Below are 26,522 nucleotides of genomic sequence, written 5' to 3'. Positions count from 1 at the left end.
CACCATGCCCGAACTCACCCGCAGATCGGCGTTGCTCGGCGGGGCGGTGGTGGCCGTGGCCGCGACCGGTGCGTTCCCGCACCTGGCCGCGGCCGGCGGCGATCCGGCGAAGATCATCGCCGCGTACCGGTACCTCCAGGTGGGTGCCGGGCGCACCTCGCCGGAGCGGACGAAGGCGGTCCAGGCGCTGGACGAGGTCGCCGTGGCGTACAACGCCGCGATGGACACCACGCGCGACCAGCTGTGGCCGGATCTGCCGGTGGGGCCGGGCAGCACCTACTTCCAGAAGATGTACTACCGGCTGCGCACCATCGCGGTGAACTGGGCAACGCCGGGCTCCGCGCTCTCGGCGGACCCGGCGCTGCCGCGACGGATCCACACCGCGCTGGAAACGCTGTACCGCGTGCAGTACAACGAAAACACCGACGAGATCGGCAACTGGTACAGCTACGAGATCGGCACCCCGCTGTGGTTGCTGCAGACGCTGGCGTCCACTTGGGACATCGTGCCGGCGGCCGATCGCGAGCGGTACCTGCGGCCGGTGCTGCGGTTCGTCGCCGACCCCAACCGGCGCACCAACAACCCCCGGGTGGTGGAAACCGGCGCGAACCGGGCCGACAAGGCCACGCTGACCGTGGTGTCCGGCGCGATGATGGCGGACAGCGCACGCATCCAGCTCGGCGTGGACGCGGTGACCGACGTGGCCGGTGGTGGTGCGGCCAGCCTGATCGCGAAGGTCACCTCGGGCGACGGTTTCCACACCGACGGCTCGTTCATCCAGCACGACGTGGTGCCCTATCCGGGTCACTACGCGCTGGTACTGGTGCAGGCCGTGGCCGGGCTGATGGAGATCACCCGCGGCACCGAGTGGGAACTGCCGGCGCAGGTGCGGCGGGCGATCTGCGCGACCGTGCCGGATTCGCTGGCGCCGTTCATGTTCAACGGCTACATGATGGAGCCGGTGCGCGGCCGGTTCCTGTCCAGGCAAGGGGAAACCGGGCACGACGCCGGGCACCAGCTGACCGCCGCGACGGCGCTGCTGGCGCGCAACGCGCCCGAACCGGAACGCGCGCAGCTGACCGGGCTGGTCGCCTCGTGGATCCAGCGCGGCAAGTGGGCACCCTACCTGGAGGTGACCGACGTCGGGCGGTTCTCCGGCGGGCTGCAGCCGGTGGGCGTGCCGGAGGTCGAGTACGCGCAGGAGTTGCTGGCGTCGAACCCGGCTCCGGCGCCGGTGGTGCCGGAGCACCGGGTGTTCGGCCAGCAGGACCGGATGCTGCACGTCACACCGTCGTGGTCGGCGTCGCTCGGGGTCAGCTCGACGCGGATCTGCCGGTACGAGGCGATCAACTCGATGAACCTGCGCGGCTGGTACACCGGCGACGGCGTGCTGTACGTGTTCCGGCCCGACGCCGAGGGCCACTACAGCGACGCCTACTGGCCGACGGTCGACGCGAAACTGCTGCCGGGCACCACGGCGAAGGACTCCGAACCGCCGAAGCTGGAGCAGATCCCGTTGTCCAGCAAGCCGTATTCGGGTGGCGTGCGGTTCGACGCCCAGCACGGCGCCTACGGGGTCGACTTCATCTCGCAGGACGGCACGCTCACCGCGAAGAAGTCGTGGTTCTTCACCCCTGACGGTGTGGTGTGCCTCGGCGCGGGCATCAGCGACGCCAGCGGCGCGAACGTGCGGACCACCGTGGAAAACCGTGCTCTCGGCGCGAATCCACGCAACGCGCTGCGGGCGGACGGCCGTCTGTTGCCGATCGAACTCGGTAAAACGACCGCGCTGCGGAACCCGCGCTGGGCGCACTTGGACGGTGTCGGTGGTTACGTGCTGCTGTCCGATGTGGACGTTTCGGTGCTGCGGGAGGACCGCACCGGCGCCTGGGCCGACATCGACAAGGGCGCGAACACCGGTGGCACCACCACGCCGTACACGCGGCGGTACCAGAAGGTGGTGATCGAGCACGGCGCGAACCCGTCCGGCGCGAGCTACGCCTACGTGGTGCTGCCGGGTGCTTCGGCGGCGGCCACCGCGGCTTCGGCTTCGTCGTGGCGGGTGCGGTCGAACACCGCCGAGGTGCAGGCGATCCGGTTGCGGGAGGGCGCGCTGCTGGCGAACTTCTTCACCGGTGGCACGATCGACGACGTGACCGTCTCGGGTCCCGCGTCGATCGCGGTGGCGCGGGTGCGTGACGGCTGGGAGGTCGCGGTCTCCGATCCGACGCAGCTGCAGCAGTCGATCCGGGTGACGATCCTGCGCCGGTCGGTGGACGTCGACGTGGCCGGGGCGCAGGGCGCCACCAGGACGGTCAAGATCAGCCGCTGAGCTTGCGTGCCTCGATCAGGTACCGCCGCGAATGCGCCACGAACGAGCCTTCCACCTGGATGCGCCGGTGCAGCTCGGCCAGTCGCGGCCGGTACTTGGCCACGGTGAAGTCCGGCACCGTCCACAGCACCTTGCGCAGGAAGTAGACCACCGCGCCGACGTCGTAGAACACCACGCGCAGCTTTTCGTGACGCACGTCGAGTACTTCGAGCCCGGCGTCGCGGGCCCGATCGGCGGCCCTGGCGGCCGCGCCCTCGTCGGTCTCGCTGTTGCCCGCCTGCGGGCCGAGGAAGAACTCGTACAGCTCGCGGTTCGAGCCGGTGCCGACGCCCTGGGTGAGGAAGGTGCCGCCGGGCCGGAGCACCCGCGCGATCTCGGTCCACGGCTCCACGATCAGGTGCCTGCCGGTGATCAGGTCGAAACTGTGCTCGCGGAAGGGAAGCAGGCCGTCGTGCGCGGCGAGCACCACCGAACCGCCGAGGCGGCGCAGGCGTTGCGCGGCGATCGCGGCGTTGGGCGGCCAGCCTTCGGTGGCGACCAGGCGCGTGCCGCCACGGGCCGCGCTCGCCAGCACCTCACCGCCACCGGTCTGCAGGTCGAGCGCGATCGAGGCGGCCGAAAGCCGGTCGGCGAGCAGCCGCGAGTACCCCCACGACGGCCGTTCCTCGGTGGCGCGCCCGTCGAACCAGGAGAAGTCCCAGCCCTCGACGGGCTCGGCTTCCCCTTCGGCGAGCAGGCGTTCGAACTCCTCCAGATCCACGGGTGACACGCCTGCCGACGCTAGGACAGCCCGGCGGGGACGTCCAGCGAATTCGCTCGGTCAGAGCTTCCACCGCTCGGCCGGGGGTGGTTCCGGCTCGAGTTCACCGCGGAAGGCGGCGGCGATGTCCTCGACCTCCCACCGGGGGCAGGTCAGCACGGGCTGCTTCACCGCGTGCTGCCGCACCAGGTGCAGCTTGTCGCCGCGCAACCGGACCAGCTGGCCGGTGATGCCCGCCGACAGGTCGCTGAGCAGGTAGGTGACCAGCGGTGCGGCCAGGTCGGGGGTGAGGTCGCGGCTCAGGCGCGCGCGTTCCACCTCGTCGGCCTCGACCATCCGGGTCCAGGCCAGCGGGCTGATGGCGTTCACCCGGATGGTCGTCTCGGCCAGGTCCGCGGCCCACGAATAGGTGAGCGAGGCGACCGCGCCCTTGGACGCCGAGTACGCGGCGGCACCGCGCTTTCCCAGCAGCGCGCCCGAGGCGACGTTCACGATCACGCCGGTGCCGCGGTCGCGCATCACCCGCAGGGCCGCCATTCCGGTGAACATCGTGCCCAGCACGTTGACCTCGATCAGCTCCCGCATCCGCACCGGATCGTCGGCCCACGGCGGCACCTGGTAGTTCAGGCCCGCGTTGTTCACCAGCCCGTCGATCGTGCCGAAGGCGCGCACGCACTGGGTGACGATCGCGGCGGCCTGGTCGGCGTCGGCCACCGAATGGGTGCTGACCTCGGCCCGGCCACCCGCCTCGGTGATCAGGGCGGCGACTTCGGTGGCGGGCTCGGGATCCACGTCGTTGACCACCACCGCGGCGCCCGCCGCGGCGGCGTGCCGGGCGTACTCGCGGCCGAGGCCGCGCCCGGCGCCGGTGACCACCACGGCCTTGCCGTCGAGAAGTCCCATCCCGCCAGTTTTGGGCTATGGCCGCAAATTGCCAACTCGGACACCTTCGCCGCGATGGACGTGTACAGCTTTCTCAGCTCGACGGACTTCACGCTGCGGAGCCTGACGACGCAGTTCGGGCAGCTGCCGCCGTCGGGCGTGGCCGCCGGGGACGAGTTGGCCAGGAGCCTCCCGGGGGCGCGGTCGCGCAATGGTTGCCTTCGGGGGAGGGGTGCGCCGGTGCGCCCCTGAGGCCGGTGCCCTCCGGGTGCCTCCCTGCCGCGCGACACGAATGTGGCTTTCGGGGCGGAATCGGCCCCCAAAGCCACATTCGTGTCCCGGGGCCGACACAAAAGCCACATTCGTGTCCCCGGCCGATGTCACGAAAGCCACATTCGAGACATCTGGCGTCTCGAAAGCCACATTCGTGACACCAGGCCCCGCCGTCACGGGGCCGGTTGAGCGGCGGTGATCTCGGCGATCTTCGCCTCCTGGCCTTCCACGATTTTCCTCGCCAGCGCCTTCGTTTCCTCGTGGGCACCGGTCAGCTGGACGTTCTTCGCCATCGCGACGCCTTCGCGTAGGTGCTTCGCCATGGTGCTCAGCCACTTCTGGTCGAACTCCGCCCCGCTCGCGTTCTCCAGGGCGGCGATGTCCTGCAGCGTCAGCATTCCCGGCATGGCGTGGCCACCGTGCGCGCCCGGCGCCGGGACGTCCACGCCCCAGCTCCGCAGCCACCCGGTCATCTGCTGGATCTCCGCGGCCTCGGTGGTCGAGACCTCCTCCGCGGTGGTCTTGACCAGTGGCAGCGTGCCGCGTTCCTTGGCCAGGCCGGCGATCTCCAGTGTCTGCTGGTGGTGCGGGATCATCTGCTGCGAGAAGCGGATGTCCGACTCGTTCCCGGCGGCGGCCGCCGGGGCGTTCTCCCCGCCAGAACCAGAACCAGAACCGGAGCCGGAACCAGAGCACCCGGCGAGGAGAACGGCGGCCAGCAAACAAGCGAGCAAGGCAAACGTGCGCATGGATCCTCCTGGTGCGGGGGCACCACTGGATACGGTCCCCGCACCGCCATGGTTCACCGCCTCAGCAGGTGAGCGTCAGCTCCGCCCAGTCCGCGTGGTCGTTGGTGATGCCGTTGCCCGCGTCGGTGGCCACCAGCCGGACCGCCGCCGCGCCCGTGACGTCGGCGACGAGCGTCCTGGCCGGGTCGGCGGGCGTGAGCACCCCGCTGTCGTACACGCGCTCACCGTCGGCCCACACCTCGAAGGTGACCGAGCCGTTCTTGCCGTCGTCCACGCCGACCAGCGCGCGCACCTCCGCGCACGAACCGCCGGTGAAGTACTCGACCGACGACTGCGCGTGCGTGCCGAGCCCCTTCGCGTAGGTGACTCCGCGCAGCGTGATCGGCCCGCCGTCACCGGCGGCGCGTTCACCGTTCGTGGTGTCCTTCTCGACCGGGCCCCACCCGTTCGACGACCGCAGCCACAACACGTCACTGAGGTACCTCGTGCCGGTCTGCGGTACTTCCGGGACAACGGCCTCGGCGACGTGGGTCAGCGTCCCCGGCGTGCCACTTCGCGGATTCACGTAGTCGAACACCGCGCTCACCGGATACCGGCCCGGCGGCGTGCCCGGCGGCGGGGTCACCTCCCACGTGGTGTGGAACTGCTCGTTCCCGCGCAACACCGTGGCCGCAGCCTCCGAGGTGGCGCGGACCGACCAGTCCGCCGGGGCGAGCAGCCGCGCCCGCACCTCGCTGACCGGCGCACCGCCCGAATTGCCCAGCGTGGTGGTGTACGCGGCCGGGGTGCCCGGCGCGACCACCGGCAGCGCACCGGCGTAGGACAGTTCGACCTCCGCGGCCGCGTCGAGTGCGGGCGGGTACTGGAACCAGTGGCGGTCGGCGCCGATCCGGTACATCGCGGTGCCGTGCGCGGGCACCATCGCGCTGATCGTGCCCGCGGTGTGCGCGTCGGTGTGCGCCCACAGGTCACGCAGCCGGTAACCCGAAGACTGCGGCAGGCCGAGTTCCGCCGCGGTGGTGCTGATCCGCGCCGGCGTGTCGTTCTCGTTGAACAAGGCGACCGCCTTGTCCCCGCCCGCCAGCGGTTTCACAAAAACGTGCAGCCCGTTCGCCGAGCGGATCGGCCGGCCCTGCACGCCGAGCGGGTCCTGGTCGACCGCGATCACGTCCTGGTTGCCGAGGATGTCGAAGGTCTCCTGGCTCGCCTCGCGCAGGTCGGTGCCGATCAGCAGGGGAGCGGCCATCATCGACCACAGCGAGAAGTGCGTGCGGTACTCGGTGCCGGTCATGCCACCGTTGCCGACCTCGAGCATGTCCGGGTCGTTCCAGTGTCCCGGCCCGGCGTGGTCGGCGCGCACCATGTTCTGCTTGAGAATGCTGAGCATGCTGGCCCAGCTGTCGTTGATGTCGATGGTGGTGCGCCACAGGTGCCCGACGCCCTTGCCCCATTCCCACGGTTTGTTCATGCCCCATTCGCAGATCGAGAACACGATGGGCCGCCCGGTGGCCCGCAGCGCGTCACGCATCTTCGTGTACCGCTCGACCGCGTTGATGCCCTGGTTGTTGCAGTTGTCGTACTTCAGGTAGTCGACCCCCCACGAGGCGAACAGGTTCGCGTCGCGCTGCTCGTGGCCGAGCGCGCCGGGGAACCCGGCCTCGTGGCAGGTCTTGGTGCCCGCGCTGGAGTAGATGCCGAACTTGAGCCCCTTGCCGTGCACGTAGTCGGCGAGTGCCTTGATACCGCCGGGAAAGCGCACCGGGTCGGGCACCAGGTCCCCGTTGGGCGCGCGCTCGGGCAGCGCCCAGCAGTCGTCGAGGTTGACGTAGGTGTACCCGGCTTCCTTCAGGCCCTTCGACACGAAGATGTCGGCGATGTCGCGGATCATCGTCTCGTTGAAGGTGCCGTCACAGTGCGTGCTGTTCCAGTTGTTGAAGCCCATCGGCGGGGTGAGCGCCAGGCCGTCGCCTGCCGGTTCGGTGACGGCGGTGGCAGCGGTGCCGGCCACCGGCAGCGCGAAACCGGCGCACAGCGCGAGCGCCGCGGCCAGTAGCCAGCGGCGCGCGGGTCTTCTTTGTCGTTCTGCGGACACGGGTGCTCCTCGGCGGTTGGCGGAAACAATGGCCGGACCCGGCGGGAGGCAGGAAAATCGCTTACCATGAACCCGGCCGGGCGGATCGAGCGCGACAATCCGAACACCTGCCGCGCGGTCCGGCAACCCCCTGCCCGAAGCACCGGAAATACCCCTCAGCAAAATGCGTGACCCCTGTTCGAACCACCGGAAGGAGCGGGCCAGTGGCGGATTTCCCGGCCGCATACCAAGGACCGGCGCTGGCCGTGGACCGGGCGTTCTACACCGGACTGGCCGAAGGCCCGCGTGAGCTGGTGGAGCGGTTCGAGGTGCCGATCCGATCGGGTCGCGCGTGGACGGTCCCACGCGGGCACCTGTGCCGGCTGGTCACCGTGGACGGCCCGCAGGTGGGCGACCTGAACCTGTGGAACGCGGCCGATCCGCGCGAACGGCTGTGGGCCTCGCGCACGCGGCAACTGCAGCGCGCGCACGTGAGCACCTTCGACCGGCTCTGGTCGAACCTGCCGTTCCTGCGCCCGCTGGTCACCATCACCGCGGACACGCTCGAAGGCTACGGCCCGGACGAGCACGGCGGCCGGGTGCACGACCTGCTCGGCACCCGCTGCGATCCCTACGTGAACCGGATGCTCACCGGCGAGGACTTCGATTTCCACTGCCATTCGAACCTGGTGCGCGCGATATTGCCGTACGGGCTCACCGAATTCGACGTGCACGACGTGCTCAACGTTTTCCAGTGCACCGGGCTCAACAATGAGGACCGCTATTTCATGAAGGCGTGCCCGGCGCGGCAGGGCGACCATTTCGAGTTCTTCGCCGAACTGGACCTGCTTTGTGCGCTGTCGACCTGTCCCGGCGGTGATCTGTCCGTGCCATTGTGGGGACCGGACGCCCGCGATCCCCTCGACACCTGTCACCCGATCGGTGTCGAGGTGTACCGGCCCGCCCCGGAACTGCTCGACGGCTGGCGGCCGCCGGAGCGGGCGGCGTACCGCAACCTGCACGGCCTGCGCCCGCCGCGAGAAGGGAACGCGCGATGACCGAGAAGCGGATCGCCGACTTCTGGTTCGACCCGTCCTGCCCGTACACCTGGCTCACTTCACGCTGGATGACCGAGGTCGAGCGGGTGCGCGCGGTCGAGGTGCGGTGGCACGTGATGAGCCTGGCCGTGCTCAACGAACACGCCGAGGTGGATCCGGAAGGCGACACCGAGGGCTATCTGTGGTTGCCGGTGCGGTTGTTCGCCGCCGTCGAGCAGCGTTACGGGCAGGAAGCGCTGGGCACGCTCTACACGGCGTTCGGCACGCGCGTGCACCAGAACGGCCAGTGGGGTTTCGAGGGCGTGCTCGCCGACGCCGGATTGCCCGAGGAACTCGCCGCGGTCGCCGAAACCACCGAATACGACCAGGCCGTGCGCGCCTCCCACGAGGAAGGCATCGCGAAGGTGGGGGACCACGTCGGCACACCGGTGATCTCGTCGGCCGGGGTGTCGTTCTTCGGGCCGGTGATCTCCCGGGTGCCGCGCGGGGAAGACGCCGGGCGGCTGTGGGACGGCACGCTGCTGGTCGCCGCGGTGCCCGGGTTCCACGAACTCAAGGGGCGTCCGCACGAGGAGCCGAAGTTCTGAACCCGGCCAGCCGGGCCAGCGCGGCCACGGTGTCGTCGAACCCGTCGCCGAGCAACGCGCGCAGTTCGGCGTTGAACCGGTCGAGTTCGGGCCGGATGCGCGCGAGCGCGTCTTCGCCGCCTTCGGTCAGCACCAGGCACCGGGCGCGGTGCTGCTCGGGGTGGCGTTCCCGCGCGAGCAGACCCGCGGCGGTCAGCCGGTTCACCATCGCGGTGATCGCCGATTCGCGCTGTCCCAGCACCGCCGCCAGGTCGCGCTGGGACAGGCCGGGCGACTCGCGCACGGCGAACAACGCGCCCAGCTGAGCGGTGGTGATCCCGGCCGCGCCGAGGCAGCGGCGGTCGGCGTCCACCCGCAGTTCGTGGGCGGCTCGCTGGAGCAGGAAGTACAGGCGCTGCTCGGGCATGACTTCGATCTTGACAGCTCGCGCGGGTCCGCGCCATTCTCAATTCACTAGTGAAGTGAGGTGTTCCGCGATGGATCTGGCCTTCGCCCGCGCCGGGCTCGACGCCCAGCCGTTCAGCAAGCTGCTCGGCGCCAGGCTCGCCGAGTTCGGCGACGGAATCGCCGTGCTGGAACTGGACATCCGCGACGAGCTGCGGCAGCAGAACGGGTTCGTGCACGGCGGGGTGCTCAGCTACGCCGCCGACAACGCGCTGACCTTCGCCGCCGGCAGCGTGCTCGGCCCGGGGGTGCTGACCAGCGGGTTCACCATCGACTACCTGCGCCCGGCCACCGGCGGCCTGCTGCGGGCGGAGGCGAGCGTGGTGCGCGCGGGCAGGCGCGGGGCCACCTGCCGGTGCGATCTGTACACAGTGGACGAACAGCGGCGGCTGTGCGCCATCGCCCAGGGTTCGATCGCGGTGACCGGTGACCCCGCCCCGGTGAGCGCGGGGGGTCAGCTCGCCTTGAGCAGGCCGGTGACGTAGGGCCGGAGCCGGTCGGTGAGCCAGTCGTGCGCGCCTGCCTCGCGCAGCTGCGGCGGTTCGGCCAGGCCGGGGCGCCCGGAGAGCGCCTTCGCGGCGAACCGGGCGACTTCGGCGGGGCGTGCCAGCAGCTTGTGCCCGAGGTAGCAGACGATCAGCAGGTCTTCGGCGGAGTGGGTTTCCACGGCCAGCGCCCAGCCGTGGCGTTCGTCCCAGACCAGTGCGACGTCGCGGTCCGGATAGCGGCGCAGGCGCCCGTCCAGCGCGATGTAGGCGGAAGCCGGGGTGCCGGTGTCGACGGTGCAGGACTCCGGCCCGGCGCCGCAGGCCGAGCCGACGGCCGCGGTGTAGGCGCGCAGGGCGCGGGTGAACTCGAAATCGGTTTCCAGCAAGGGGACCACGGTTGCGCGTGCCTCTCGAGATGGGCCGCCGTCCCGTCACGGGGACGGCGGCGGTCCGGTGAGGGTCAGGCCTGGATTTCCTTGCGGTCGCCACCGCTCGCGGAGATGGCGATCTTGCGGGGCTTGGCCTGCTCGGCGATCGGGATGCGCAGCTTCAGCACCCCGGCCTCGTAGTCGGCGCTGATGCGCTCGGTGTCCAGGGAGTCGCCGAGGAACAACTGGCGCGAGAACACGCCGAGCGGGCGTTCCGCGACCTGCATTTCGGCGTTTTCGGCGACCGGCCGCCGTTCGGCCTTCACGGTGAGCACGTTGCGCTCGATGCCGAGTTCGATCGCGTCCGGGTCCACCCCCGGCAGATCGAACATGACCACGAATTCCTCGCCGGAGCGGTAGGCGTCCATCGGCATGGCCGCCGGCTTCGACCAGGTGCCGAACATCTGCTGGGTCAGCCGGTCGAAGTCACGGAACGGGTCGGTGCGCATCAACATCGGTTCCACCTCCTGGAGTAGCGGGCAAGGGGGTGTCAATACGCACCAGTTGTTCTAGCATGTCGTCATAACGATGACAAGCAAAATGTCGTCGAAAGGATGACACATGGATCCCGAGTCACGGTTGCGGCAGGTCGGCGCCGCGCTCGCCGACCCCGACGCGAGCCCGCAGGACCTGCTCGAAGCGCTCACCGCGCTGCGCCTGCTGCGGGAGGAAATGACGGCGTGGGAGCCGGAGCTGATCTCGGCGGCCCGCGCGAAGGGGGTCAGCTGGGCGGCGCTGGCGCCCGCGCTCGGGGTGGCCAGCCGCCAGGCGGCCGAACGCCGCTACCTGCGGCTCAACCCGTCGAGTTCGGGTGAGGCGACCGGCGAGGGGCGCGTGCGCGCGCAGCGCGACCGGCGGGCGGGCGAGCGCGCGGTGGCCACCTGGGCACGCGAGAACTCCGGGTCGCTGCGGCGGCTGGCCGGGCAGGTCAGCGCGGCGGGCGGGCTCGACTCGGAAAGCGCCGGCCGGGTGGAGCGGGCGCTCGGGGACAACGACGCGGCGGCGCTGCTGTCCCCGCTGGCCGAGGCGAACCCGCGGCTCGGCGCGGACCACCAGCAACTGGCCGCCGAGGTCGCCGCGGTCACCGAGCACACCGACCGGCTGCGCCGTGACGCGATCGACTCCCGGCGGCCGGTCAGCGGCGGAACACGATCTCCGGGCACCGGCTGAGCGGGCCGTCGTCACGCACATCTTCGAGCGGTTGATGCGCCTGGCCGCGCCGCTCGCCGGGCTCGAACTGGTGCCCGCCGTCGAACAGTCGCGTCGGCCGGTTCGCGCAGGTGCAGGTCGAAGGGCGGCTCACCGAGCACACCGACCGGCTGCGCCGTGACGCGATCGACTCCCGGCGGCCGGTCAGCGGCGGAACACGATCTCCGGGCACCGGCTGAGCGGGCCGTCGAACAGCCGGGTCGGCCGTCCGCACAGGTGCAGGTCGAAGAAGGCACGCAGGTGCGTGCGGGTGGCGGTGACCACCTTGCCGGGCGCGGTCGGGCCCAGCCGCGGTGAGCCGGGCGGCAGCAGCGGTTCGTAGTCGGTGAACGAGAGCGTGGTCGTGCCGGCCACGGCCAGGTCGCGCTTCCAGCCGTGGTGCCGCGCCCAGAACGACTCGGCCGCCGGCGTCCGGTTGCCCGCCTCGCTGCCGAGCAGCAGGACAGGGCGCTCCAGGTCGTGCCCCGGCATCGGCGGCAGGAACTCGCCGTCGAGCACCACGCCCGCGCGCAGCCGGTTGTCGCGGTACATCGCCTCCGCCGCGGTGCCGCCGCCCGCGCCGTGGCCGAAGATGCCCAGCCGCGTCAGGTCGAGCGCCGCGCCGAGCCCCGGCGGCAGCAGGCCGTCCCCGGGCACGCGCCCCTCGGCCAGGGAGGTCAGCTTGGCCAGCACGGTACGCACGTCCTCCACGCGGGCCGGGATGCGTGCCCGGTCGGCGCGCCGCTCGGTGATCCGGCCGCCGGGGAAGTCGACCGCGGTCTCGTAGGTGTGGTCGATGGTCACCACCACGTAACCGTGGCTGGCCAGGTCCTCGACCAGGGTGGTGTGGAAGTCCCGCGGAATGCCGAAATCGGGGGAGAACAACACGACCGGCCGCTTCTCGCCGCGGGGGACGGCCGCGCCCTCCTCGGTGTGCAGGCCGACGCCGGTCACGTCGAGGTCGCCGATGCTCGCGGCCGCGCCCACGCGCAGGTAACGCGCGGGCCTGCCCCCACCTGCCGACGGGTACCAGAGGCTCACCATCAGCTCGCGATAAGGCTGTTCCGGCACCCACGGATCGGGCCGGGACCAGTCGACCAGCCGGAGTGTCACGCGGCCGGGCAGGTGCCGTCCGCCCGGCCGGGGAAGCGTGGTGCGCACTGTTGTGGTCATGCCGTTCCTCCTCGAACCCGCCGGGAGCAGGTTCGCGGAGGAACGGGTGCGCGGGCTTCCCCCTGCGGCGGGAATCGCCTCCCTCTAGGGAAGGAGTTCCTGCACCTTGGTCTTCACGCCCTCGCGGGCCATGCGCCACGCGTTCGGGTCACCGCGGAGCACCGCCTGCGTGGTCGCCTTGATCTGGTCGAAGGTGGCGTGCGGCGGGATCGGCGGCACCTCGGGGTCGCAGTGCACGTCCAGCACGGTCGGCCCGTCCGAGGCGAGCGCCTGCTCCCAGGCCGGGCCCAGCTGGTCCGGCTCGTCCACGGTGATGCCGCCGAGGCCGACCCCGCGCGCGAAGTCCGCATAGGACACTTCGGGCAGGTTCTGCGACTCCTCGAACTTCGGCGCGCCGCCGAGCGCCCGCAGCTCCCAGGTGACCTGGTTCAGGTCGCCGTTGTGCAGCACGCAGACCACCAGCCGCTGGTCCGTCCACAATGCACGGTAGCGGGCGATGGTGAGCAGCTCGGCCAGCCCGTTCATCTGCATCGCGCCGTCCCCGGCGAGCGCGATCACCGGCCGGTCCGGGTGGGCGAACTTCGCGCCGATCGCGTACGGCACCGCGCAGCCCATGGTGGCCAGCGTGCCGGAGAGCGACCCTCGCATGTCGCCGCGCATCCGCAGGTTCCGCGCGTACCAGTTGGCGGCGGAGCCGGAATCCGCGGTGACGATGGCGTTCTCCGGCACCCGCGGCGAAAGCTCGTGCACCACGCGCATCGGGTTGACCGGTTTCGCGTCGACCATCGCCTGCTGGCCGACGGTCTCCCACCAGTTCTCCACGTTCTTCTCGATCTTCGACCGCCAGCTCGCCGAATCCTTGGGCACCAGCAGCGGAAGCAGCGCACTCAGCGTGCTCCGCGCGTCCCCGAGCAGGTTGACCTCGGTGGGGTAGCGCAGGCCGAGGAACCGGCCGTCCACGTCGATCTGCACCGCCCGCGCCTGGCCGAACTCCGGCAGGAACTGCGAATACGGCAGGCTGGAGCCGACGATCAGCAGCGTGTCGCACTCCTGCATCAGCTCCCAGCTCGGCCGGGTGCCGAGCAGGCCGATCGAACCGGTGACGAACGGCAGCTCGTCGGAGAGCACGTCCTTGCCCAGCAGCGCTTTTGCCACGCCAGCGCCGGTCAGCTCGGCGAACTGGGTGAGTTCGGTGACCGCCGAGCGAGCGCCCTGGCCCGCGAGCACGGCGACCTTCTCGCCGGAGTTGATCACCGCCGCGGCGGCGTCGAGCTGCTCCCGCGGCGGCACCATGGTGGTGCGCGGCAGGTCCGGCGGGCTCGACGGCACGTGCTTGAACTCGTGCTGCGGTGGGGTGTACTTCTCGTCCTGCACGTCGGCCGGGATGATCAGCGCGGTCGGCGCCCGCTGCGTCAGCGCGGTCCGGATGGCCCGGTCCAGCGCGTTCGGCAGCTGCTCCGGCACGTTGACCTCGACCAGGTATTCGCTGGCGACGTCCTTGTACAACGCCTGGAGGTCCACTTCCTGCTGGTAGCTGCCGCCCATCGCGCTGCGCGCGGTCTGGCCGACGATGGCGACCACCGGCACGTGGTCCAGCTTCGCGTCGTAGAGGCCGTTGAGCAGGTGGATGGCGCCGGGGCCCGAGGTCGCCATGCAGATCCCGGCGTGCCCGCTGAACTTGGCGTAGCCCACCGCCTGGAACGCGGCCATCTCCTCGTGCCGCGCCTGCACGAACCTCGGGTCGTTGTCCGCTCTGCCGAACGCGGCCACCAAGCCGTTGATGCCGTCGCCGGGATAGGCGAACACCTGCCCGATCGACCACTGCCGCAACCGGTCCACCACGAAGTCAGCGACTGTCTCAGCCATGCGACTTCGGGTACCGCCCCGCTCCGGCGGCTAAACCGAGTTTGCCCGCACGGTCGGCGGGCACCCGTGGAGCACGAAGGCAGACGCGGACGGAGGACAGCATGAAAGCGGTCACCTGGCACGGCAAACGGGACGTGCGGGTCGACACCGTCGACGATCCGAAGCTGCTCGAACCCACCGACGCGATCATCCGCGTCACCTCGAGCGGGATCTGCGGTTCGGACCTGCACCTGTACGAGGTGCTGGGCCCGTTCATGGGCGAAGGCGACATCCTCGGCCACGAGCCGATGGGCGTGGTCGAGGAGGTGGGCACCGAGGCGGGCGGCCTGAAACCGGGCGACCGCGTGGTGGTGCCGTTCAACATTTCCTGCGGGCACTGCTACATGTGCGGCATGGGCCTGCAGTCGCAGTGCGAGACCACCCAGGTCCGCGACCAGGGCAAGGGCGGCGCGTTGTTCGGCTACACGAAGCTCTACGGCCAGGTGCCCGGCGGCCAGGCCGAGTTCCTGCGGGTGCCGCAGGCGCAGTACGGCCCGATCAAGGTGCCGGACGGCCCGCCGGACGAGCGGTTCGTCTACCTGTCCGACGTGCTGCCGACGGCCTGGCAGGCGGTCGAGTACGCGGCCGTGCCCGACGGCGGCAGCCTGGTGGTGTTCGGCCTCGGCCCGATCGGGCAGATGTGCTGCCGGATCGCGCTGCACCGCGGGGCGGGCAAGGTGATCGGCGTCGACCTGGTGGACGAGCGCCTGACCATGGCCGAGCGGCACGGCGTGACCACGCTCGACGTGCGCACCCAGCCGGAGGTCGGCGGCGTGATCCGGGACCTGACCGGCGGTCGTGGTGCCGACTCGGTGATCGACGCGGTCGGCATGGAGGCACACGGCGCGCCGGCGGGCAAGCTCGCGCACCAGCTGGTCGGCCTGCTGCCGAAGCCGATCGCGGCGAAGGTGACCGAGAAGGCCGGGATCGACCGGCTGAGCGTGCTGTACGCGGCGATCGACGCGGTCCGGCGGGGCGGCACGATCTCGCTGAGCGGCGTGTACGGCGGCATGATGGATCCGCTGCCGATGCTGGAGCTGTTCGACAAGCAGATCCAGTTGCGCATGGGGCAGGCCAACGTCCGGCACTGGATCGACGACCTGATGCCCCTGGTCACCGGCGACGGTGATCCACTCGGCGTCGAGGACCTGACCACGCACCGGCTGCCGCTGGAAGACGCGCCGCAGGCCTACAAGATGTTCCAGGAAAAGCGCAACGGCGCGATCAAGATCCTGCTGCAACCCGCGTGAGAGAGAACGTGCGGCGCGCGCTGTTCATGCTCAGGGCTGTGCGGCGCGCGCCGTTTCCATGGCCAGTTGCAGTTCCTCGCGGGACTGCACAGTCAGCACGGGCAGTCCGGACCGGCTGATCACCGCGTCCTCCTCGCGGGCGGTGTCCAGCCCGCCGCGGAAGCCCAGGATCCCCAGCCCCGCCGCGATGTCCTCGGCGAGTTCCGGCTGGTCCCAGCCGATGTCCCCGGTCAGCACCAGGCCGTCGATCCGGTCCAGGCTCGCCGCCGCCGCAGCCAGTTCGCGCCGCGCCCGGTGGGCGAACACCTCCAGCGCCAGCCTCGCGTCGCTGTCGTCGCGGGCCACCAGGTCGCGGGTGTCCTCGGCGCCGCCGAGCCCGAGCAGCCCGGATTCCTTCTGCAGCCCGGTTTCCAGCTCATCCACGCTCAGCTTCCCGGTGCGCAGCAACCACAGCAGCAGGCCGGGATCAACCGTGCCCGACCGCTTGGCCATCACCAGGCCCTCCAGCGGCGTGAAGCCCATCGACGTGTCGACACTGCGGCCTTCACGCACCGCGCAGACCGACGAGCCGCCGCTCAGGTGTGCGATCAGCAGGTTCAGCTCACCAGCGGGCTTCCCGAGCAGTTCACCCGCCCGGCGCAGCGCCCACGCGTAGGAGATGCCGTGGAACCCGTACCGCCGCAGACCCCAGTCCTCCCGCCACCGCCGGGGCAGCGCGTAGGTGCGCGCCGCCTCGGGGAGTCCATTGTGGAACGCGGTGTCCGGGCACAGCACGTGCGGGCGTTCCGCGATCTCGTCACGCAGGAAGTCCAGCAGCGCCACCGTGTTCGGCACGTGCAGCGGCGCCAGCGAAGTCAGTTCGCGCACCTGGTCGGCGACCTTGTTGTCCACCACCACCGGTTCGGTGATCTCCGGACCGCCGTGCACCAGCCGGTGGCCGACCGCGGTCAGCGCGCCCGAAGGCAGCCGGTCGAGCAGTTCACGCAGTTCCTTGCGCGCTTCCTCCGAGTCAGCGGGGTGCCCGATCTCGGCCGCGTCCACCACGCGGTTGTCCGTGGTGTCGACCAAGTGGGCCCGCAGGCTCGACGAGCCCGCGTTCACCGTGAGCACCAGCATCACGACCACCTCCAGCCGGTGAATTCCGCCGGGTCTTCCCCGTCGGTGTAGGCGCGGTGCCGCAGTTCGTCGCGCTCGCGGAGCAGCGCGTCGGCGAGGTCGCCACCCCGCGAACCCCAGCCCCGCGCGTGGGAAAGCGCGGCGGCGGCCAGGTCGTACCGGCTCATCCGGTTGCGCACCAGCAAATCGAAGGGTGTGGTAGTGGTGCCTTCTTCGAGATAACCGTGCACGTGGAACCGGTTGGGCCGGGTGCGGCCGTGCAGCACCTCGTGAACCGCCGAGGGGTACCCGTGGAAGCCGAACACCACCGGCACGTCCTCGGCGAAGCAGGCGGCGAACTCTTCGTCGCTCATACCGTGCGAATGGCGTTCCCGCGGCGCCAGCGTGAGCAGGTCGACCACGTTGACCACGCGCACCCGCAACTCCGGCGCCGACCGCCGCAGCAGCCACGCCGCCGCCAGCACCTCGGTCGTCGGGGTGGTTCCCGCGCAGGCCAGCACCACCTCGGGCGTGGCACCACCTTCGGTACCCGCCCAGGCCCACACCCCGGCACCCGCCTGGCAGTGCGCGCGGGCCTCGTCCAGGCCGAGCCACACCGGACCGCTCTGCTTCCCAGCCACCACCACGTTGATCAGGTCGGTGGTGTCCAGGCAGCGGCGCAGGGTGACCAGCAGCGTGTTGGCGTCCGGCGGCAGGTAGATTCGCGCCACCGACGACTTCTTGTTCAGCATCGAGTTGAGGAAACCGGGGCCCTGGTGGCTGTAGCCGTTGTGCTCCTGACGCCAGCCGTCGCTGCTGAGCAGGTAGTTCAGGCTCGGCACCGGGGCCCGCCAGCCGACCTCGGCCGACATCTTGAGGAACTTGGCGTACTGGTTCACCATTCCGTCCACAATGGAGGCGAACGCCTCGTAGCTGGCCAGCAGCCCGTGCCGCCCGGTCAGCAGGTAGCCCTGCAGCCAGCCCTGGCACAGGTGCTCGGACAGCACCTCCATCACCCGGCCGCCGCGCCCGAGGTTCTCGGCGTACCCGGGGACTTCGCGGGCATAGGCGCGGGAAGTCACCTCCAGCACCGCGCCGAGCTTGTTGGACTCCAGCTCGTCGGGGCACATGATGCGGAAGTCGCGGCGTTGCTCGGTGGCGCGGAACAGTTCGGCGAGCCAGGCGCCGAGCACGCCGGTCGCACCGGCCGCGCTGGCGCCCGGTTCCTCGACGGGCTCGGCGAACCGGTCCAACTCGGGCAGCGGGAGCGGTTCGCGCAGGCGGCCGCCGTTGGCCTGGGGCACCCGGCCCAGCCGCAGGTCGCCGTCGGGCACCTGGGCGAGCAGGTCCCCGGCCGGGCGACCGTGCTCGTCGAAGAGTTCTTCGGGCCGGTAGGACCGCAGCCATTCCTCCAGCAGGGCCAGCTCACGCGGGTCGTCGGCGGCGTTGGTCAGCGGGACCTGGTGCGCGCGGAACGTCCCGGCCAGCGGCTTGCCCTCGGCGTCTTCGCCGGGTGCGCCCGCGCCCTTGGCGTTGCGCAGCACGATCATCGGCGGCCGTTCGTGCTCGAGCCCGGCGTAGGCCTGGTCGAGCGCATCGGCGAGGGCCTGGTCCGGATCGGCGGCGGTGGTGGTGTCGACGATCAGGGGCGTCCAGCCGCAGCCGCGGAAGTAGTCGGTCAGCTCCTCGTCGGACATCGAGCCGTACACCGTCGGTGACGCGATCTTGTAGCCGTTGAGGTGCAGGATCGGCAGCACCGCGCCGTCCACGCCCGGCACCCGGAACTTGACGGCCTGCCAGGAACCCGCGGTCGGCCCGGTCTCGGCCTCACCGTCCCCGACCACGCACGCGACCAGCAGGCCGGGATCGTCCAGCGCGGCGCCGAACGCGGTCGCCAGCGCGTAGCCCAGCTCGCCGCCTTCGTGGATGACACCGGGCACGTCGGGGGAGAGGTGGCTCGGGAAGCCGCCGGGCCAGGAGAACCGGCGCACCAGCTCGGCCAGCCCGCTTTCGTCCCGGCCCAGCCTCTCGTCGTACTCCGCGTGCGTGCCTTCGAGCCACAGGTTCGCGTGGATCGCCGGAGCGCCGTGACCCGGCCCGGTGACCAGCAGGGTGCGCCTGCCGGTTTCGCGGACCAGCCGGTTCAGTCCACTGTAGACCAGAGTGAGCCCGGGGCAGGTGCCCCAGTGGCCCAGCTGGCGGGGTTTCAGGTGCTCGGGGCGCAGCGGTTCGCGCAGGAGCACGTTGTCCCGCAGGTAGATCATCGCGGCGGCCAGGTAGTCGCAGGCACGGCGGTACCGGGCCGGCGGCGTGGCGTCGGGCAACGGTTCGGCCTTTCCCTCGGGTGCGCTTCGGGAGTAGCCCGGAGCCCGGCCGGGCAAACGCGCGGTGAGGATTGGCCAGGCGCCAAACGGGTAGCCGGTGGAGGTGACCGCGGCGGAGAAGGACCTGCTCGACACCCTCACCAGGGTGGCGAACACGTTGACGCACCAGGGGATCCGGTTCGCGGTGGCCGGCGGCTTCGCGGTGTACGCGCGGGGCGGGCCACCGTCGGAGCACGATGTCGACGTGCTGCTCAAGGAGTCCGACGCGGAGAAGGCGAGCCGGGTGCTCGCGGAAACCGGCATGATCCCGGTCGAGCCGCCGGAGGACTGGCTGACCAAGGTCTACGACGGCGACATCCTGGTCGACCTGATCTTCCGGCCCAACCACCGCGAGGTCACCGACGAGACGCTCGACCGCGCCGAGCCGATGCGCATCGGCTCGACCATGGCCCCGGTGGTCACCGGGACCGACCTGATGACCGACAAGCTGCTCGTGCTCGGCCCGCACCGGTGCGATTTCACCGGCCTGCTGCAGATCGCCAGGGAGCTGCGGGAGCAGGTGGACTGGGCGCGGGTGGCCGACGAAACGCGTGATTCCCCGTACGCACGGGCTTTTCTCCAGTTGCTGCGGGAACTCGACGTGGTGGAGGACCGATGACCGAGCACGCCGAAGACGTGCCGCAGTACTGGGCGGCCCGGTTGCGCCGGGCGATCGCCGAGGACGAGCGCACCACCGAACTGGGGGTGCGGGTGGACATCCGCGGCGGCCACGTGCACCTGTCCGGCGAGGTCGCCTGCGAGGCACGCCGCGCCGAACTGGAGCAGGTGGTCCACGAGCACGCCCCGGACCTGCGGGTGCACAACGACCTGCGGGTCTCGGCGGTGGGGGAACCGGCTTCGAGGGAGGAACTGCGGTGATCCGGATCGCGGCCATCGGGGACGTGCACCTGGGCGAAGACGCGCGCGGCCGGCTCCGCCCGGCGCTGGAGCACGTCGGTGAGCACGCCGACGTGCTGTTGCTGGCCGGGGACCTGACCCGGCACGGCACGCTGGACGAGGCGGAGGTGGTCGCCGACGAGTTCGCCGGCCTGCCGGTGCCCGTGCTTTCGGTGCTGGGCAACCACGACTACCACGGTGACGCCGAGAAGGAGATCACCGAGCTGCTGCGGGAGCACGGCATCACCGTGCTCGAAGGCGAGCACGTCACGCTGGAGATCGGCGGGGAAACGCTGGGCGTGGCCGGGATCAAGGGCTTCGGCGGCGGGTTCGCCGGCAAGTGCGCGAGCGCGTTCGGCGAGCCGGAGATGAAGAACTTCGTGCGGCATTCGGTGGAGCTCGCCGACCGCCTGCACGACTCGCTCGCCGAGTTGCGCACCGATGTGAAGGTCGCGCTGACGCACTACTCGCCGATCCCGGGCACGCTGCGTGGTGAACCGCCGGAGATCTACCCCTTCCTGGGCGCGTACCAGCTGGGCGAGGCGATCGACGCCACCGGCGTGGACCTGGCCGTGCACGGGCACGCGCACTTCGGCTGCGAGCAGGGCGTCACCCCGGGTGGGGTGCGCGTGCGCAACGTGGCCCAGCCGATCATCCGGTCGGCCTACGCCGTCTACTGCGTGGAACCGGCCCGGGTGCCGAGTGCGTGAGCAGTGGCCCCGGACCGCGGTGATCCAGGCGGTCAAGGCGGCCGTCGCGGCCGTGATCGCCTGGCTCATCGCCGCCGAGTGGTGGGGCCTGCCTCAGCCCTTTCTCGCGCCCTACGCGGCGGTTTTCCTGATCGAGGCCACCGTCTACCGCGCGCTGTGGTCGGCACTGCAGCAGATCGGGGCCGTGGTGCTCGGCGTGGTGCTGGCCGCGGTGGCCATCCAGGTGCTGCCGTGGCAGGCGGTGGCGCTGGGGCTGGTGGTGTTCACCGGGCTGCTGCTCGGCCGCTGGCGCGGCTTCGGGTCGAGTGGCGTGTGGGTGGGCGTGACGGCGTTGCTGCTGGTCAGCTACGGCACGGCGGAGAATTCGATGCTGATGCTGGACCGGGTCGGCGAGACCGTGCTCGGCGCGGCCATCGGGGTCGCGATGAACGCGCTGGTCTTCCCGCCCGTGTACACGCGGGGCACCGAGGCGGCCACCAGGGCCGTCGCCGCGGAACTCGCCGACGTGCTGTGCGACATCGCGGCGACCCTGCGTGAGCCGTCGGTGCCCGATTCGTCACCCCACTGGGTGGCCAGGGCACGCAACACCGAGCAGCTGCTCCGCCGTGCCGAGGAAGCCAGCGGGTGGGGCACCGAAAGCGTGCGCTTCAACCCGCGGTCCAAGGTGGGCGACCGGGGTGCGCACGTCGCCCGCTGGCACGCGCTGATGGTGCAGTTGCGCGCGGCCTGGCCGCACGTCCGTGAACTCACCGAAGCGCTGGACCACGCCGTGCGGGAGCACGACGCCTACCGGTACCCGTCCCAGGAGGTGCGCGAGCGCCTCGCCGCGCTGCTCGACGCCACCGCCCGGTTGAGCCGGGCCAGAGCGGACGGCGAGGAGCTCGCGCCGATCGTCGAAGAGGGCCGGGAGGCGATGGACGCGCTCGAACGGGACCTGGTCTCGTCGCAGGGGGTGGACCTGACCGTCGGGCTGGCCGGGGTCCTCCTCCCCGCGAAGAAGGCGTTCGAGCAGTTCGCCGCCTGAGCCGTCAGGCCGTGGCCCGTTCCACCGCGGCCACCACTTCCGGGTGACCCAGCGGAAGGTCTTCGAGGGTGATCACCTCACCGGTGTTCCTCGCCTCCGGCGGCGGGTTGACCAGCAGCAGCGAAGCCGCCGCGTCCGGCTGGTCGTCGAGCACGCGCAGCACCGGGTGGACCGCCTGCGCCCCGCACACCACGTGCACCGGCGGGGTCAGGCCGCCGTCGGCGAGCAGCTCGGCGGCCTCGGTGAGCGCGCCGTCGGCGGGCACGCGGCACCAGACGACGCGCCGCCGTTCGGTCAGCGGGCGCCAGGTGGCCGGCAGCTCACCGTGCTTGGCGAGGCCGTTCGGATCGAACACGAGTATCGTGGACTGCCCTGGATCTCCGCCGGTGACGACCGGCGGTCCTTCGGTTTCGGGATGTGCCGTCATAGTGCGCGAGTACCCGTCCGAGAGGGTGTGAACCGGCCCCGGCACGGGTATCGCTTCCGTCGTGGAGGTGACGTGGTGGCCGCAGTGAGGGAAGTGCTCCAGCCGAGGCCGGTGGAGCACCGGCCACGCCACGCCGGGCCCAAGGGCGGCCTGCTGCTCAACCTGCTCCGCACCACCGATCACAAGCAGATCGGCATTCTCTACCTGTCCACCTCGTTCGGCTTCTTCCTGGTCGGCGGTGTGATGGCGCTGCTGATGCGTGGTGAACTCGGCTATCCGGGACTGCAGTTCCTCTCGCAGGAGCAGTACAACCAGCTGTTCACCATGCACGGCACGATCATGCTGCTGCTCTACGCCACGCCGAACGTGTTCGGCTTCGCGAACTTCATCCTGCCGCTGCAGATCGGCTCTCCGGACGTGGCGTTCCCCCGGCTGAACGCCTTCGCCTACTGGCTGTACCTGTTCGGCGGGCTGATCGTGCTGGCCGCGTTCGTCACGCCCGGCGGCGCGCCCGACTTCGGCTGGACCGCCTACACGCCGCTGTCCAGCGCCATCCACTCGCCGGGCATCGGCGGTGACCTGTGGATCTCCGGGCTGATCGTGTCCGGGCTGGGCACCATTCTCGGCGCGGTCAACATGACCACCACGGTGGTCTGCCTGCGCGCGCCCGGCATGACCATGTGGCGGATGCCGATCTTCACCTGGAACATCCTGTTCACCTCGATCCTGGTGCTGGCCGCGTTCCCGATCCTGACCGCGGCGCTGTTCGGCCTGCTCGCCGACCGGCACCTCGGCGCGCACGTGTTCGACCCGGCCAACGGCGGGGCCATCCTGTGGCAGCACCTGTTCTGGTTCTTCGGCCATCCCGAGGTCTACATCGTGGCGCTGCCGTACTTCGGCATCATCACCGAGATCGTGCCGGTGTTCAGCCGGAAACCGCTGTTCGGCTACAAGCTGATGGTGTGGGCGACGGTCGGCATCACCGCGCTGTCGTTCGCGGTGTGGGCGCACCACATGTACGCGACCGGCGCGGTGGTGCTGCCGTTCTTCGCCTTCCTGACCTTCCTGATCGCGGTGCCGACCGGGATCAAGTTCTTCAACTGGATCGGCACCATGTGGCGGGGGCAGCTGAGCTTCGAAACGCCGATGCTGTGGGCGATCGGGTTCATGGTGACCTTCCTGCTCGGCGGGCTCACCGGGGTGCTGCTCGCCTCGCCGCCGCTGAACTTCCACATCACCGACACCTACTTCGTGGTGGCGCACTTCCACTACGTGCTGTTCGGCACCATCGTGTTCGCCACCTTCGCCGGCATCTACTTCTGGTTCCCGAAGATCACCGGCCGGATGCTCGACGAACCGCTGGGCAAGCTGCACTTCTGGACCACGTTCCTCGGCTTCCACACCACTTTCCTGGTGCAGCACTGGCTCGGCGACGAGGGCATGCCGCGGCGGTATGCCGACTACCTGGTCAGCGACGGGTTCGTCGGGCTGAACATGGTGTCCACGGTGGGCGCGTTCCTGCTGGGGCTGTCGGTGCTGCCGTTCCTGTGGAACGTGGTGCGCAGCTACCGCTACGGCGAACCCGCCGAAGTGGACGATCCGTGGGGCTTCGGCAATTCGCTCGAATGGGCGACCACCTGCCCGCCACCGCGGCACAACTTCACCGAGCTGCCGCGCATCCGCTCCGAACGGCCCGCGTTCGAGCTGCACTACCCGCACATGTCGGCGCGCTGGCGGGACGAGACGCACGTTTCGCCGTTCCGCCGCCGTGAGGAACCGCCGACGCCGTCGGAGAAATTGGCCGACGCGAGCAAATCGCCCGAAGGCTGAGTGTAGGCGGCTCTCCGGTGGGTATGCCTGCGGCGAGGGGAACCGACCAGGAGGTGACTGATGACCAAGGCGCGAGACATCATGACCGCCGGCGCCGAGTGCGTGCGCACCTCGGACACCGCACTCGACGCCGCGCGCCGGATGGCGGAGCTGGACGTGGGCGCGGTGCCCATCTGCGGTGAGGACAACCGGCTCAAGGGCGTGCTCACCGACCGCGACATCGTGGTGAAGGTGCTCGCCGCCGGCAAGGACCCGCGGGCGATCCGGGCCGGTGACCTGGCCCAGGGCGAGGCGGTCACCATCGGCGCGGACGACGAAGCCGAGGAGATCCTGCGGACGATGGCGGAGCACCAGGTGCGCCGCCTGCCGGTGATCGACGGGCACGACCTGGTCGGCATGGTCAGCCAGGCCGACGTGGCCAGGTCCCTGCCGAACCCGCAGACCGGCGACCTCGTCGAGGCCCTGTCGTACTGACGACACGAATGTGGCTTTCGGGGCGTTTTCCGCCCCGAAAGCCACATTCGTGTTCAGGGTTTCCCCCTCGCGCACCCGGGTAGTCCACGGAGCGTGGTGACCAGAACAGCGGCCGAGTTCGTGCCCGCGACCAAGGACCTTGCCCGCCTCCGCGAGGCGGCCGCCGGTTGCCGCGGCTGCGACCTCTACCAGGACGCCACCCAAACCGTCTTCGGCGAGGGCGGCCGCGAGGCCAAGACCATGCTCATCGGTGAGCAACCCGGTGACCAGGAAGACCGCCGCGGTGAACCGTTCGTCGGCCCCGCCGGGCGCCTGCTCGACCGGGCGCTGAAGGAAAGCGGCATCGACCGCGAAGGCGTCTATCTCACCAACGCCGTCAAGCACTTCAAGTTCCGCCGCGACGAGCGCGGTTCCCGTCGCATCCACAAGAAGCCGGGCCGCACCGAAATCGTCGCGTGCCGTCCGTGGTTGCTCGCGGAACTCGCTTCGGTACGACCCGAACTGGTGATCCTGCTCGGCGCGACGGCGGCGCAGGCGGTGTACGGCCCGGACTTCCGCATCACCGAACGCCGCGGCGAAGTCCTTGAACTGCCTGGTGAAGATCTCCCCGGCGAGCACGAGGCACGGGCCGTGGCGACCGTGCACCCCTCGTCGATCCTGCGGTCACGCGAACGCGACGAGGCCTACGCCGCCTTTGTCGCCGATCTCAAGTCCGCTGTCGCGGTGCTGTGACGTCGAACGCCAGCCCGAAGTTGTCCAAAGTGGACGGCAGGCGGCCCGGCTCCAGCGGTTTGAGCGCGGTGAACTCCGCGCGTTCCAGCAGCGCCGACAGCAGCGTGCTGGTCACCAGCAGGACCAGGTTCCGGCCGGGGCACTCGGCGGGACCGGCGCTGAACGGCACCAGCGCGGGGTGCTGACGCGCGCGGCCGTCGAGCCAGATCTCCGGGATGAACCAGTGCGCGAACGGCAGTTCCTCCTCGTCGCGGTGGAAGAACGGCGCGAAGATCAGCACGGTGGTCCCGGCGGGCATGGTGCCGCCACGCCAGTCGGTGTCCTCTGTGGAGTCACGCAGGATCATCGGCGTGGTGGGCCACAACCGGACCGATTCCAGTTCGCAAGCACGCAGGTACGGCAGCAGCGGGCCCTCGTCCTGGAGCGCCTTCGCGCGTTCCTCCGCGTGCGTGGCGAGCAGTGCCAGCGTCCGGTACGACGTGATCCCGGCGGCGTCGAAGGCGAACAGCCAGTGCGGGAGCTGCCCGACCGGATCGGTTTCCGGGCTCGCCGTGGTCTGCGCGATCACGCCGGCCAGGCTGTCCTTCTCCGCGCGGGCCACGTGCGCGCGCAACCGCTGACCGACTTCTTCGCGGGTGGCCTTGTCCTTCTTCATGCCGTAGGCGACGTTCGCACGCAGTCGCAGGCGCGCCAGCAGGTCCGTGGTGCGGTGGTCGTCGCGGGCCGCGTCGCCGAGCGTCACCCGGCGCACGATCCGCCACCAGGCCGTGTTGAACGTGTGCCAGTCGAGCCTGCCGCCGACCTCCGCCAGTTCCAGCATCCGGCTCGCTTCCTCGCGCACCTTCGCGGCCACGGCGGGCGCCAGGTGGTGCAGTGGTTCACCGGTCTCCAGCACGTTCTCGTTGAACTGGCGGCGCACGTCCCGTTCGGCGCCCTGCGAGATCAGCACGCCGTGTGGCTGGAAGTGCGACAGCGCGGCGGTTTTCTCCAGGTTCGCCGGGTGGAACGGCGACGGCGACTCGGCGAGCACGCGGCCGGCGTCCGCCGAGGACAGGGGCAGCGCGAAGGTCCGGCCGGGCGCCTTGATCAGCAGTGGCCCGTCGCCGTGGCGATCACGCAGGCGGCGCAGCACGCGGTCCGCGCTTTCGTCCACACGCAGCTTTTCGGCGACCTTCATCATCGGCGGCAGCCGCTTGATCACCCCGGCGGCCAGCGTGGGCAGTGCGACCCCGGTGAGCACGCGGGCCGCGTCGGTCACCGGCAAGGTGGTCAGGCCGTGGTCTTCCGCGCTGGGCCGTGGCATCGTGTGGACCTCCCTGGTGCGGTTTCCGGTCGCCAACCGACTACCCGCGTGGTGGCCGCCGAAACTGTCGGTGCCCGCT

At 70.7% G+C, this 26,522-nt stretch carries 27 protein-coding genes; 13 read left to right on the top strand and 14 right to left on the bottom strand.

Annotated features, from left to right (window positions below; genetic code table 11):
* Window positions 1-4: 4 nt before the first annotated feature.
* Window positions 5-2,332 (top strand): polysaccharide lyase 8 family protein, encoded by a 2,328-nt coding sequence (locus A4R43_RS15810; RefSeq protein WP_113693017.1) that lies wholly within the window; start codon window positions 5-7, stop codon window positions 2,330-2,332.
* Here A4R43_RS15810 and A4R43_RS15805 read toward each other — a convergent pair.
* The 4 genes from A4R43_RS15805 to A4R43_RS15790 all read right to left on the bottom strand — a co-directional run bounded on the left by A4R43_RS15805 (window position 2,322) and on the right by A4R43_RS15790 (window position 7,088).
* On the bottom strand, window positions 2,322-3,101 hold the full coding sequence (locus A4R43_RS15805) for a class I SAM-dependent methyltransferase (protein WP_236809043.1): 780 nt from the start codon (window positions 3,099-3,101) through the stop codon (window positions 2,322-2,324). The two genes, A4R43_RS15810 and A4R43_RS15805, sit on opposite strands and share 11 nt — an antisense overlap.
* A 51-nt stretch (window positions 3,102-3,152) precedes the next feature.
* Window positions 3,153-3,995 carry an SDR family NAD(P)-dependent oxidoreductase gene (locus tag A4R43_RS15800; protein ID WP_113693016.1) on the bottom strand — a complete coding sequence of 281 codons (843 nt, stop codon included), beginning with the start codon at window positions 3,993-3,995 and terminating at the stop codon, window positions 3,153-3,155.
* Between the two features lie 425 nt (window positions 3,996-4,420).
* Complete coding sequence (locus A4R43_RS15795; protein WP_113693015.1) at window positions 4,421-4,996, bottom strand: DUF305 domain-containing protein; 576 nt, start codon at window positions 4,994-4,996, stop codon at window positions 4,421-4,423.
* Between the two features lie 61 nt (window positions 4,997-5,057).
* On the bottom strand, window positions 5,058-7,088 hold the full coding sequence (locus tag A4R43_RS15790; RefSeq protein ID WP_236809041.1) for an NPCBM/NEW2 domain-containing protein: 2,031 nt from the start codon (window positions 7,086-7,088) through the stop codon (window positions 5,058-5,060).
* Window positions 7,089-7,291: 203 nt separating this feature from the next.
* Here A4R43_RS15790 and A4R43_RS15785 point away from each other — a divergent pair, with 203 nt between their 5' ends.
* Entirely contained in the window at window positions 7,292-8,125 is an 834-nt protein-coding gene (locus A4R43_RS15785) for a DUF1989 domain-containing protein (protein WP_205215352.1), read from the top strand.
* Window positions 8,122-8,712 carry a mycothiol-dependent nitroreductase Rv2466c family protein gene (locus A4R43_RS15780; RefSeq protein WP_113693013.1) on the top strand — a complete coding sequence of 197 codons (591 nt, stop codon included), beginning with the start codon at window positions 8,122-8,124 and terminating at the stop codon, window positions 8,710-8,712. Before A4R43_RS15785 ends, A4R43_RS15780 begins: the two co-directional genes overlap by 4 nt.
* Here the strand turns inward: A4R43_RS15780 and A4R43_RS15775 are convergent.
* Entirely contained in the window at window positions 8,678-9,118 is a 441-nt protein-coding gene (locus A4R43_RS15775; RefSeq protein ID WP_113693012.1) for a MarR family winged helix-turn-helix transcriptional regulator, read from the bottom strand. The two genes, A4R43_RS15780 and A4R43_RS15775, sit on opposite strands and share 35 nt — an antisense overlap.
* A 70-nt stretch (window positions 9,119-9,188) precedes the next feature.
* Between A4R43_RS15775 and A4R43_RS15770 the strand changes: the two genes are divergently transcribed.
* The gene (locus A4R43_RS15770; RefSeq protein WP_113693011.1) at window positions 9,189-9,641 is read left to right on the top strand and encodes a PaaI family thioesterase; all 453 of its coding nucleotides are present in this window, start codon (window positions 9,189-9,191) and stop codon (window positions 9,639-9,641) included.
* On the opposite strand, the gene A4R43_RS15765 is transcribed toward A4R43_RS15770, so the two are convergent.
* Together A4R43_RS15765 and A4R43_RS15760 are read right to left on the bottom strand one after the other, a co-directional pair.
* Window positions 9,611-10,039, bottom strand: coding sequence for a DUF6292 family protein (locus tag A4R43_RS15765; protein WP_113693010.1), 429 nt, complete (start codon window positions 10,037-10,039; stop codon window positions 9,611-9,613). The two genes, A4R43_RS15770 and A4R43_RS15765, sit on opposite strands and share 31 nt — an antisense overlap.
* Window positions 10,040-10,104: 65 nt before the next feature.
* Window positions 10,105-10,527, bottom strand: coding sequence for an Hsp20/alpha crystallin family protein (locus tag A4R43_RS15760; RefSeq protein WP_113697638.1), 423 nt, complete (start codon window positions 10,525-10,527; stop codon window positions 10,105-10,107).
* 106 nt (window positions 10,528-10,633) lie between these two features.
* On the opposite strand from A4R43_RS15760, the gene A4R43_RS15755 reads away from it, so the two are divergent.
* Window positions 10,634-11,242, top strand: a complete 609-nt coding sequence (locus A4R43_RS15755) for an HSP18 transcriptional regulator (RefSeq protein WP_162788490.1) — start codon at window positions 10,634-10,636, stop codon at window positions 11,240-11,242.
* Here the strand turns inward: A4R43_RS15755 and A4R43_RS15750 are convergent.
* The 3 genes from A4R43_RS15750 to A4R43_RS15740 form a co-directional block, all read right to left on the bottom strand.
* The gene (locus A4R43_RS15750) at window positions 11,208-11,375 is read right to left on the bottom strand and encodes a hypothetical protein (RefSeq protein WP_162788489.1); all 168 of its coding nucleotides are present in this window, start codon (window positions 11,373-11,375) and stop codon (window positions 11,208-11,210) included. The two genes, A4R43_RS15755 and A4R43_RS15750, sit on opposite strands and share 35 nt — an antisense overlap.
* A 50-nt stretch (window positions 11,376-11,425) precedes the next feature.
* On the bottom strand, window positions 11,426-12,433 hold the full coding sequence (locus tag A4R43_RS15745; RefSeq protein ID WP_113693008.1) for an alpha/beta hydrolase family protein: 1,008 nt from the start codon (window positions 12,431-12,433) through the stop codon (window positions 11,426-11,428).
* 84 nt (window positions 12,434-12,517) lie between these two features.
* Entirely contained in the window at window positions 12,518-14,299 is a 1,782-nt protein-coding gene (locus tag A4R43_RS15740) for a thiamine pyrophosphate-requiring protein (protein WP_113693007.1), read from the bottom strand.
* A 101-nt stretch (window positions 14,300-14,400) separates the two neighbouring features.
* On the opposite strand from A4R43_RS15740, the gene A4R43_RS15735 reads away from it, so the two are divergent.
* The gene (locus A4R43_RS15735) at window positions 14,401-15,588 is read left to right on the top strand and encodes a zinc-dependent alcohol dehydrogenase (protein WP_113693006.1); all 1,188 of its coding nucleotides are present in this window, start codon (window positions 14,401-14,403) and stop codon (window positions 15,586-15,588) included.
* Window positions 15,589-15,618: 30 nt separating this feature from the next.
* Here the strand turns inward: A4R43_RS15735 and A4R43_RS15730 are convergent, their stop codons facing one another.
* Both A4R43_RS15730 and A4R43_RS15725 read right to left on the bottom strand, forming a co-directional pair.
* Window positions 15,619-16,704 (bottom strand): acetate/propionate family kinase, encoded by a 1,086-nt coding sequence (locus tag A4R43_RS15730; RefSeq protein ID WP_205215351.1) that lies wholly within the window; start codon window positions 16,702-16,704, stop codon window positions 15,619-15,621.
* Window positions 16,704-18,947 carry a phosphoketolase family protein gene (locus A4R43_RS15725; protein ID WP_113697636.1) on the bottom strand — a complete coding sequence of 748 codons (2,244 nt, stop codon included), beginning with the start codon at window positions 18,945-18,947 and terminating at the stop codon, window positions 16,704-16,706. The genes A4R43_RS15730 and A4R43_RS15725 overlap by 1 nt, the downstream gene beginning before the upstream one ends.
* Before the next feature lie 163 nt (window positions 18,948-19,110).
* On the opposite strand from A4R43_RS15725, the gene A4R43_RS15720 reads away from it, so the two are divergent.
* From A4R43_RS15720 to A4R43_RS15705, 4 genes are read left to right on the top strand one after another with little or no spacing between them, the layout of a single operon-like run.
* Entirely contained in the window at window positions 19,111-19,665 is a 555-nt protein-coding gene (locus A4R43_RS15720) for a nucleotidyltransferase family protein (protein ID WP_113697635.1), read from the top strand.
* The gene (locus A4R43_RS15715) at window positions 19,662-19,925 is read left to right on the top strand and encodes a BON domain-containing protein (protein ID WP_113693004.1); all 264 of its coding nucleotides are present in this window, start codon (window positions 19,662-19,664) and stop codon (window positions 19,923-19,925) included. The genes A4R43_RS15720 and A4R43_RS15715 overlap by 4 nt, the downstream gene beginning before the upstream one ends.
* On the top strand, window positions 19,922-20,653 hold the full coding sequence (locus tag A4R43_RS15710; RefSeq protein ID WP_205215350.1) for a metallophosphoesterase family protein: 732 nt from the start codon (window positions 19,922-19,924) through the stop codon (window positions 20,651-20,653). Before A4R43_RS15715 ends, A4R43_RS15710 begins: the two co-directional genes overlap by 4 nt.
* A complete protein-coding gene (locus A4R43_RS15705) occupies window positions 20,646-21,677 on the top strand; it encodes an FUSC family protein (RefSeq protein ID WP_162788488.1) in 1,032 nt (343 codons plus the stop codon). The genes A4R43_RS15710 and A4R43_RS15705 overlap by 8 nt, the downstream gene beginning before the upstream one ends.
* A gap of 4 nt (window positions 21,678-21,681) precedes the next feature.
* Here the strand turns inward: A4R43_RS15705 and A4R43_RS15700 are convergent, their stop codons facing one another.
* Entirely contained in the window at window positions 21,682-22,104 is a 423-nt protein-coding gene (locus tag A4R43_RS15700; RefSeq protein WP_113697633.1) for a hypothetical protein, read from the bottom strand.
* 93 nt (window positions 22,105-22,197) lie between these two features.
* On the opposite strand from A4R43_RS15700, the gene ctaD reads away from it, so the two are divergent.
* The 3 genes from ctaD to A4R43_RS15685 all read left to right on the top strand — a co-directional run bounded on the left by ctaD (window position 22,198) and on the right by A4R43_RS15685 (window position 25,140).
* The gene (gene ctaD, locus A4R43_RS15695; RefSeq protein WP_236809215.1) at window positions 22,198-23,934 is read left to right on the top strand and encodes an aa3-type cytochrome oxidase subunit I; all 1,737 of its coding nucleotides are present in this window, start codon (window positions 22,198-22,200) and stop codon (window positions 23,932-23,934) included.
* A 60-nt stretch (window positions 23,935-23,994) separates the two neighbouring features.
* Window positions 23,995-24,408, top strand: coding sequence for a CBS domain-containing protein (locus tag A4R43_RS15690; RefSeq protein ID WP_113693001.1), 414 nt, complete (start codon window positions 23,995-23,997; stop codon window positions 24,406-24,408).
* Window positions 24,409-24,504: 96 nt separating this feature from the next.
* Window positions 24,505-25,140: a UdgX family uracil-DNA binding protein gene (locus A4R43_RS15685; RefSeq protein ID WP_113693000.1), complete on the top strand. Its 636-nt coding sequence runs from the start codon at window positions 24,505-24,507 to the stop codon at window positions 25,138-25,140.
* On the opposite strand, the gene A4R43_RS15680 is transcribed toward A4R43_RS15685, so the two are convergent.
* Entirely contained in the window at window positions 25,115-26,443 is a 1,329-nt protein-coding gene (locus tag A4R43_RS15680; protein WP_205215349.1) for a cytochrome P450, read from the bottom strand. The two genes, A4R43_RS15685 and A4R43_RS15680, sit on opposite strands and share 26 nt — an antisense overlap.
* Between the last annotated feature and the right edge of the window lie 79 nt (window positions 26,444-26,522).

This window comes from Amycolatopsis albispora, assembly GCF_003312875.1.
GTDB lineage: Bacteria > Actinomycetota > Actinomycetes > Mycobacteriales > Pseudonocardiaceae > Amycolatopsis > Amycolatopsis albispora.
Note: the sequence above shows the minus strand (reverse complement) of the source record. Positions and strands in the feature narration are given on the sequence as shown.